This window comes from Micromonospora sp. URMC 107 (genome assembly GCF_051386315.1).
GTDB lineage: Bacteria > Actinomycetota > Actinomycetes > Mycobacteriales > Micromonosporaceae > Micromonospora.
This window is the reverse complement of record NZ_JBPQTK010000068.1, coordinates 22,970-31,176: the sequence shown is the minus strand read 5'-3', so window position 1 is coordinate 31,176 and position 8,207 is coordinate 22,970. Positions and strand designations below refer to the sequence as shown.

The 8,207-nt window shown below is 72.0% G+C and carries 8 protein-coding genes and 1 pseudogene; 2 read left to right on the top strand and 7 right to left on the bottom strand.

Annotated elements, in window-relative coordinates:
* Positions 1–255: 255 nt before the first annotated feature.
* Positions 256–438 (top strand): annotated as a pseudogene (locus ACSNN9_RS16995) (DsbA family protein); the annotation flags it as partial.
* A 102-nt stretch (positions 439–540) separates the two neighbouring features.
* Here the strand turns inward: ACSNN9_RS16995 and ACSNN9_RS16990 are convergent.
* The 6 genes from ACSNN9_RS16990 to ACSNN9_RS16965 form a co-directional block, all read right to left on the bottom strand.
* Complete coding sequence (locus ACSNN9_RS16990; RefSeq protein WP_436674241.1) at positions 541–1,170, bottom strand: transcriptional regulator; 630 nt, start codon at positions 1,168–1,170, stop codon at positions 541–543.
* Between the two features lie 76 nt (positions 1,171–1,246).
* Positions 1,247–2,263, bottom strand: coding sequence for a branched-chain amino acid ABC transporter permease (locus tag ACSNN9_RS16985; RefSeq protein ID WP_436674240.1), 1,017 nt, complete (start codon positions 2,261–2,263; stop codon positions 1,247–1,249).
* On the bottom strand, positions 2,260–3,141 hold the full coding sequence (locus ACSNN9_RS16980; protein ID WP_121395354.1) for a branched-chain amino acid ABC transporter permease: 882 nt from the start codon (positions 3,139–3,141) through the stop codon (positions 2,260–2,262). Before ACSNN9_RS16980 ends, ACSNN9_RS16985 begins: the two co-directional genes overlap by 4 nt.
* A gap of 7 nt (positions 3,142–3,148) precedes the next feature.
* The gene (locus tag ACSNN9_RS16975) at positions 3,149–4,408 is read right to left on the bottom strand and encodes an ABC transporter substrate-binding protein (protein ID WP_436674237.1); all 1,260 of its coding nucleotides are present in this window, start codon (positions 4,406–4,408) and stop codon (positions 3,149–3,151) included.
* Between the two features lie 40 nt (positions 4,409–4,448).
* Positions 4,449–5,141 (bottom strand): ABC transporter ATP-binding protein, encoded by a 693-nt coding sequence (locus ACSNN9_RS16970; RefSeq protein ID WP_358093023.1) that lies wholly within the window; start codon positions 5,139–5,141, stop codon positions 4,449–4,451.
* Entirely contained in the window at positions 5,128–5,889 is a 762-nt protein-coding gene (locus ACSNN9_RS16965; RefSeq protein WP_358093026.1) for an ABC transporter ATP-binding protein, read from the bottom strand. Before ACSNN9_RS16965 ends, ACSNN9_RS16970 begins: the two co-directional genes overlap by 14 nt.
* A gap of 309 nt (positions 5,890–6,198) precedes the next feature.
* On the opposite strand from ACSNN9_RS16965, the gene ACSNN9_RS16960 reads away from it, so the two are divergent.
* Positions 6,199–7,059: an SPFH domain-containing protein gene (locus ACSNN9_RS16960; RefSeq protein WP_436674235.1), complete on the top strand. Its 861-nt coding sequence runs from the start codon at positions 6,199–6,201 to the stop codon at positions 7,057–7,059.
* Positions 7,060–7,099: 40 nt separating this feature from the next.
* Here ACSNN9_RS16960 and ACSNN9_RS16955 read toward each other — a convergent pair whose 3' ends face one another.
* The gene (locus ACSNN9_RS16955; protein WP_436674234.1) at positions 7,100–8,137 is read right to left on the bottom strand and encodes an aminotransferase class V-fold PLP-dependent enzyme; all 1,038 of its coding nucleotides are present in this window, start codon (positions 8,135–8,137) and stop codon (positions 7,100–7,102) included.
* Between the last annotated feature and the right edge of the window lie 70 nt (positions 8,138–8,207).

Here is an 8,207-nt window from a genome sequence, read left to right as displayed (position 1 = left end):
GACTTTCCACCACAAGGGGGATCGCTGGCCGGCACCCGAACCCGGGGTGCCGGCCAGCGGCACGTCCACCCCCGGCCAGGCCAACGGCACCTTGCACCACCGGCCAGCCCGACGGCATCTCCACCACCGGCCGGCCGGCGGCACGCTCGCGACGCGTCCCGGGCGGGTCCGGACGAACGCCTTGACTTCAAGTCGGGATGAGGTTCGAGGATCTGAGTCGGGGTCCACGATCTCTGACGGGCCGATCCCACCGTCGTGCCTCACCTGGAGCGGTTGGGCGTCGAGACCGGGCTGGCCGCCACCGACGTACGCGCCCTGCTGGCCGGCGACGCCTACGGGGACCGCGTCCGCGCCGACGAGCGCCGCGCCGTGGAGTGTGGCGTCATCGGCGTGCCCTCGCTGGTGATCGACGGTCGGCCCCCGGTCTCCGCGGTCCAGGCCCCCGACCGACTCGGCCGCCTGATCAGCGATCGGCTGGCCGTGCGTGGCATAGGCCGGGGCTGGGCCGGCGCGGCGGCGGGCGGGTCGGCCTGGCGGCGGTCAGGACGACAGCGGCGCGGCGCAGGCGGCGACGGCGGCGGGCAGCGTGGACAGCCGGGTCGCCGGTGCACCGAGCGGCTCGATCCAGCCCGGGCCGACCCCGTACACCCGGATCGCCGGGAAGTCGCGGGCGAAGCGCGTCAGGCGGTACGCGCGCCCGGTGACCGGCGTCTGGGCCCAGAGCACGACGATGCGCGGGCGCACCCGACGGGCGGCGCTGGCGAGCGCCGTCCACGGCAGCGCCGGCCCGAGCAGCAGACTGCCCCGCGACCGCTCGCGCAGCGCGGCGGCCAGCGCGTGCAGGCCTAGGCAGTGCGTCTCCTGCTCGGCCCCGGCCAGCAGCACGCCGCCGGTGGGCAGCGGACGGCCCGGTACGCGCCGGAACACGTCCAGGCCGACGCGGACGCCCTCGGCGAGGGCGTGCTCGACGGCGACCTCGATGGCGGTGTGCCCGGGCAGCGCGGCCAGCATCGGCACGCAGACCTGTTCCCACAGCGCCGCCGCGCCCCACTCGTCGGCCACCTCGACGACGAGCGCGGCGACCCGGTTGGCGTCGAGGTCCTCGGCGGCCAGCGAGAGCTGCTTGCGCGCGGTCTCGACGGTCTCGACCGGCATGGGATCTGTCAGCACCAGACGTACCCCCGGGTAGACGTTCACTACCCGGGGGTACGTCGGGAGGGCCGCGGCTGGATGCGCCCGAGCGCGACTACCGGCGGCGGGCCGCCGTCCAGCGCGTCGCCAGGGCCGCGGCGCTGCCCCAGATGCCACGCCGGAACACCAGCACGACGAGGACGAAGATGCCGCCGGTGACCAGGCCGATCGCCTCGAACCCGGAGAACGACAGCCAGTCCTCCAGGCGGACCAGGATGCCCGCGCCGAGCACCCCGCCCCAGAGCGTGCCGATGCCGCCGAGCACCACCACGATGACCGCCTTGCCGGAGGTGGTCCAGTGCAGCACGTCGAGCGAGACGAAGCGGTGGCCGACGGCGAACAGCCCGCCGCCGAGCCCGGCGATGAAGCCCGACAGCACGAAGGCGGTCAGCTTGTAGCGGTGCACCGGGTAGCCGAGCGCGCGGGCGCGGGCCGGGTTGTCGCGGATGCCGACCAGCACCCGCCCGAAGGGCGAGTGCACGATCCGCCAGGCGGCGGCCAGCCCGAGCAGCACGATCGGCAGGATCGCGTAGTAGAAGTAGTAGTCGTCGGTCAGGTCCAGCCCGAACAGCTCGCGGGGCACGCCCTGCAGGCCGTTCTCGCCGCGGGTGACCGAGCGCCACTCGTTGGCCACGTAGTAGACCATCTGCGCGAACGCCAGGGTGACCATGGCGAAGTAGATGCCCGTCCGCTTCACCGCCAGGTAGCCGATCGGCACCGCGAGCGCGGCCGCGGCGAGCGCCCCGGCCAGCACGGCCGCCGGGAACGGCAGGCCGAGGTGGATGGCCGTCAACCCGGTGACGTACGCGGAGGCGCCCCAGAACGCGGCGTGCCCGAAGGACATCAGCCCGGTGAAGCCGAGCAGCAGGTCCACGGCGACGGCGAACAACGCCCAGCAGAGGATGTCCACCGCCACCGCCGGGTAGAGCCCGTTGGGCAGCCAGAACGCCACCAGCAGCCCGACGGCGAGCAGCGCGTACCGGACCCAGCCGGGGGCCCGGGTCACGGCGACCAGCCCGGATCTCGGCGCCGGGCGACCGGCGTCGGTCGCGGTGTCGACGGTGCTCGTCATGCCGGTGCCTCCTCACGGCCGAACAGCCCGGCCGGGCGCCAGAGCAGCACGACGGCCATCACGATGAAGACGATCGTCTGCGACACGATCGGGAAGTCGGACAGGTACGCCTCGCCCCACGCCTGCACGAGGCCGATGCCGAAGCCGGCGGCGACGGAGCCGAAGATCGAGCCCAGCCCGCCGATCACCACCACCGCGAAGACCACGATGATCAGGTCGGCGCCCATCAGCGGGTTCACGGCCCGCATCGGCGCGGCCAGCACCCCGGCGAGCCCCGCGAGGCCGATGCCGAAGCCGAAGACCGGGGTGACCCAGCGCCCGACGTCGATGCCGAACGCCCGGGTCAGCTCGGGACGCTCGGTCGACGCCCGGACCACCATGCCGATCCGGGTGCGGGTGAGCACCCACCAGACGCCGACGCAGACGGCGACCGCGAAGCCGAGGATGAAGACCCGGTAGGTGGGGAAGTCGAAGAGCCCGAAGTCGACCGACCCGCTCAGCGCGGACGGGGTCTCGTAGGGGCTGGACTGCACGCCGTAGCGGAGCTTCACCAGGTCCTGGAGGATGAGCGTCAGGCCGAAGGTGAGCAGGAAGTTGTAGAGCGGGTCGAGCCGGGTGAGCCGGTGGATGAAGGCCCGCTCCAGGGCCATGCCGACCAGGGCCAGCCCCACCGGCATGATCACCAACGCCGCCCAGAACGGCACGCCGGCCTCGGTGAGCAGCACGTACGCGCCGAAGGCGCCCAGCATGTAGAACGCCCCGTGGGCGAAGTTGACCACCCGCAGCATGCCGAAGATGACCGCGAGCCCGAGGGCGAGCAGGGCGTAGAACGCCCCGCTCACCAACCCGTTGAACGTGTTCTGCAAGAAGCCGGTCATGCCCTGGTCACATCTTGCAGTCCGCCGACGGGGCGCGGAACGCCTCGGCAGCGGGGATGGTCTTGAGGACCTTGACGTAGTCCCACGGCTCCGAGACCTCGGACTGGGGCTTCACCTGGGCCAGGTACGCGTCGTGGATCACCCGGTGGTCCTCGGCGCGGATCTTGCCGTTGCGCAGGAAGACGTCGTTGACCTCCTTGCCCTCCAGTTCCTTGACCACCGTGTCGGCGTCGTCCGTGCCGGCGGCCTGCGCGGCCTCCAGGTACTGGATGGCGGCGGAGTAGTTGGCCGCGTGGGCGAAGGACGGCCGGGTGCCGGTCTCGGACTGGAACCGGTCGGCGAACTCGCGGTTCTTCGCATCGAAGTTCCAGTACCAGGCGTCGGTGTACGTGGTGCCGGCGAGCGCGGCCGGGGTCAGCGAGTGGATGTCGGTGATGAACATCAGGCCCACGGCGAGCCCGACGCCCTTCTCCCGGAGCTTGAACTCGTTGTACTGCTTGACCACGTTGACCAGTTCCGCGCCGGCCTGCATGGTGCCGAGCACCTGCGGCTTCGGGTTGAGCGTCGGCGCCTTGAGCAGGAAGGTGGAGAAGTCGCCGCTGGTGTTCGGGAAGGGCGCCCCGTCCTTGCCGACGACCTGTCCGCCGGCGGCGGTGATGGCGGTGGAGAAGCTCTTCTCCATGTCCTGGCCGAAGGCGTAGTTCGGATAGAGGATGTACCAGTTCTTCCCGACCTGCTCCGTGGTGGTCTTCCCGGTGCCGTTGGCCAGCATGTAGGTGTCGTACGCGTAGTGGAACGTGTACTTGTTGCAGCTCTTGCCGGTCAGGTCGGTGGTCGCGGCGCCGATGTTGAAGTAGAGCTTCTTCTTCTCCTTCGCCACGTCGGCCACCCGCAGCGCCGCCGAGGAGGTCGGCACGTCGAGGATGAGGTCGACGCCCTGGCGGTCGTACATCTCCTGGGCCTTGGTGTTGGCGATGTCGGGCTTGTTCTGGTGGTCGGCGGTCTCCACGGTGATGTCCTTCGTCACCGCCTTGTCGCCGTGCTTGGCCTTGAAGTCGGCGATGGCCATCTCCACGGCCTTGACCGAGTTCTTGCCCGACAGTTCGGAGTACGCGCCGGACTGGTCGTTCAGCACGCCCAGCACGATCTTGTCGCCGGTCAGCTTCTGGTCCCTGCCCGCCTGGGGACCACCCCCGCCGCAGCCCGCGACCAGCACCATCGCCGCCGCCGAAGCGGCGGCCACACCCACCGTCCTACGCATGCCCATCCCTCCACCCCGCGCGCCGCGCGGGTCGTCGAATCGGAATTCAGATGCCGAGGTACGACAGCAGCTCCCGCTCCCGCGAGCGCACCTCGGAGTTGTCCATCGCCTCCACGACGCGTCCCTCGGCCAGCAGGTAGTGCCGGTCGGCGACGCCGGTGGCGAAGTGCAGGTTCTGTTCGACCAGCAGCACGGTCACCCCGTGCCGCTTGGCCTCGCGCAGGAGGTCGCCGACCTGCTGCACGAGCAGTGGCGAGAGCCCCTCGGTCGGTTCGTCGCAGAGCAGCAGCCGGGCGCCCATCCGCAGCACCCGGGCCAGCGCGAGCATCTGCTGCTCGCCGCCGGAGAGCATGGTGGCCGCCGAGTCGCGCCGCTGGTACAGGGCGGGGAACGCCTCGTACACGCGCTCCAGCGACCACGGGTCGGGGCCGACGGTCGGTGGCAGGGTGAGGTTCTCCGTCACGCTCAACGTGGCGTAGCTGCCCCGGTCGTCGGGGACCCAGCCGAGCCCCAGCCGCGCCCGCCGGTACGCGGGCAGCCTCCCGACGTCCCGCCCGGCCAGCTCGACCGTGCCGCGCTGGCCGGCGTGCAGGCCCATCACGCAGCGCAGCAGGGTGGACTTGCCGGCGCCGTTGCGCCCGACGAGGGTGACCACCTCGCCGGCGGAGACGTCCAGGCTGACCTCCCGCAACACCTGCGCCTCGCCGTACCAGGCGGAGAGGTTCTCAATGCGCAGCATCAGCGGCTCCCAGGTAGGCGGTGATCACGCGCTCGTCGGCGCGCACCTGCTCGTACGGGCCCTCGACGAGGACCTTGCCGGCCTGCAGGACGGTGACGGTGTCGGCGAGCCGCCCGACGACGCTCATGTTGTGCTCGACCATCACCACGGTCCGGCCCTGCCGCACGCGAGAGACCAGCTCGACGGTGCGGTCGACGTCCTCCAGGCCCATCCCGGCGGTCGGCTCGTCGAGCAGCAGCACCTTCGGGTCCAGGGCGAGGGCGATGGCCAGCTCCAGCGCCCGCTTGCGTCCGTACGCCAGCGCCTCGGCGGGGGCCTCGGCGAGTTCGGCCAGCCCGACCATGTCGAGCAGTTCGCCGGCCCGGTCGGTGTAGCGGCGCATCAGCTTCGCCGAGCGCCAGAACCGCCAGCCCAGCCCGCTCGGGCTCTGCAACGCCAGCTCGACGTGCTCCCGCGCGCAGAGCTGCGGGAAGAGGCTGGTGATCTGGAACGAACGGGCCACGCCGAGCCGGGCCACCCGCTCCGGGGGCAGCCCGGTGACGTCGCGGCCGGCCAGCTCGATCCGCCCGCCGCTGGGCCGCAGGAACCCGGTGAGCAGGTTGAACAGGGTGGTCTTCCCGGCGCCGTTCGGGCCGACCAGCGCGTGGACGGTGTCCGGCGCGATGTCGAGGTCGACCCCGTCGACCGCCCGGAAACCCCGGAAGTCACGGGTCAGCCCGCGGGCCGACAGGAGCGCTTGCCCGGCCATCGCCTACTCCTTCGTAGGTCCGGCGACGACCGGAACGGTGACCGCGGTCACATGGCCGTCGCGTGCTGGAAACCTACGGCCGCGTCGAATGTCGAACTATGTCGATGGCCACCACATTCCGGGACGCCCGAGGGTGCGGGAACTCCACTCGCCGCCCGCCCACCCCGCCCGACGACATCGACGGCGATGACTGACGGGCCGCCCCGTACCACGGCCATGTGGGCGCCCCACGGGCGCGCCCCACCTGCGCTCCGCCTTGACCGGTGCCCCTAGGGTGATGGCCCCCTCCCGCGAAAGGTGCCGAGCGAAATGCCCTTCGGCTTCACTGTTGCGATCATCTTCGCCGTCGGCCTGGCGATCTCCGGCCTGCTCGTGCTCGCCACCTCGAACACGTCGACGAAGCGGACCGCCACCCTGGCGGCGCTCGCCTGCCTCGTCGGCGCGGTCGTGTTCACCGTCGGCTCCAGCGCCCACTCCGTGCCGATCCGCTCGGTCGGCATCGTCACCAGCTTCGGCAAGCCGACGGGCAAGGTCACCGGCTCCGGCCTGAAGTGGGTCGCCCCGTGGCAGAAGGTCGGCGAGTGGGACGCCGGCCGGCAGAAGTACGACCACATCGGCGGCGAGCACTGCGTGCGGGTCCGCACCGGCACGCTCGCCGACGCCTGCGTCGAGGTGCTTGTCGAGTGGCAGGTCAAGCCCGAGAACGCGCCCAAGCAGTTCATGGACTACAAGGGCGACTTCGACAGCTTCCGGGGCCAGCGGGTGGGCGTCCAGCTCGACAGCGCCGTCAACGACGCCTTCGCCACGTACAACCCGCTGGAGAAGATCGACTCCAACACCGGCAGCCTGAACGTGGACCTGAAGCCCTTCGCCGAGAGCATCAAGACCAGCGCGGAGACGCGACTCTCCAGCGACGTCGACATCCTGTCGGTGACGATCACCCGGGTCAACCACGACGACAAGACCGAGGGCAACATCAAGGCGTTCCAGGACAAGCTCGCCCAGACCCGCAACCTGGAGCAGGACCGGAAGAACGCCGCCATCCAGAAGCAGATCACCGAGACGAACGCGAAGGTCGACAAGGTGTCGCGGTGCCTGGAGATCGCCGAGCGCAACGGCAGCAACCCCGGGCTCTGCATCAACCCGGGGATCATCACCGGCACCAAGTGACGGCCGACCGGCGCTGACCCCGCCCCGGACGCGCCCCGGTTCAGCCGGTGAGCGCGTCCAGGGCGAGGTCGACGTCGTCCTCGGTGGAGTAGACGTGGAAGGACGCCCGGACCCGGCCGGCGCGGACCGCCGCCCGGACCCCGGCGCGCTCCAGCCGCTCCGCCGCGCCGGGCACCTCCACCGTGACGATCGCGCTCTTCCCCGCTGGCCGGCCCAGCCCGGTGAGGAACCGGTTGGCCAGGGCGACGTCGTGCGCGTACACGGCCGGCACGCCGATCTCGGCGACCAGTTCCAGGGCGGGGGCCGTGCCCACCCAGCTGAACCAGGCCGGCGAGATGTCGAACCGGCGGGCGTCGGCGGCCAGGCGCAGCGGAGGGCCGTAGTAGGAGGCGTGCGGATCGTCCCCCGCGTACCAGCCGGCGGCGTCGGGGCGCAGCCGCTCGCGCAGCGCGGGCGCGAGGTAGGCGAACGCGGAGCCACGGGGGGCCATCAGCCACTTGTACGCCCCGACCGCGACCACGTCGGCGAGGCTCCCGTCGAACGGCAGCCAACCGCACGCCTGGGTGGCGTCGACCGCGACGAGCGCACCGTGCGCCCGGGCCGCCGCGACCACGTCGGCGTAGGCGGCGACCGTGCCGTCGGCCGACTGCACCAGGCTGAACGCGACCAGGTCGGTGTCGGCGTCGATCGCGTCGACGAGCCCGGCCAGCGGCACGGTGCGCACCCGGACGCCCCGCTCGGCCTGCACCAGCCACGGGAAGAGGTTGGAGGTGAACTCGACCTCCGGCACCACGACGGTCGCGCCGGCGGGCAGGGCGGCGGCGACCGGGGCCAGCAACTGGGAGACCGTGCTGCCGACCGCGACGTCGGCGGCCGGCACCCCGACCAGACCGGCGAAGGCCGCCCGCGACCGCTCGGTGGCCCGGCCCCAGCCCTCCCACGAGGTGCGCCCGGCCCGCCAGTCGGCCAGCGCCTCCTGCACCGCGTCCCACGCCGGATCGGGCGGGAGCCCGTAGCTGGCGGTGTTCAGCCAACCCGGCTGCGGCTGCCACAACTTCTGCGCCTGTGCGATCTCCACGCCACCGACGCTAGCCACCCGCGCCGCGAACCGGGACGGCCAATCCCGCGCTCGCGGCCTCGGTGCCCCG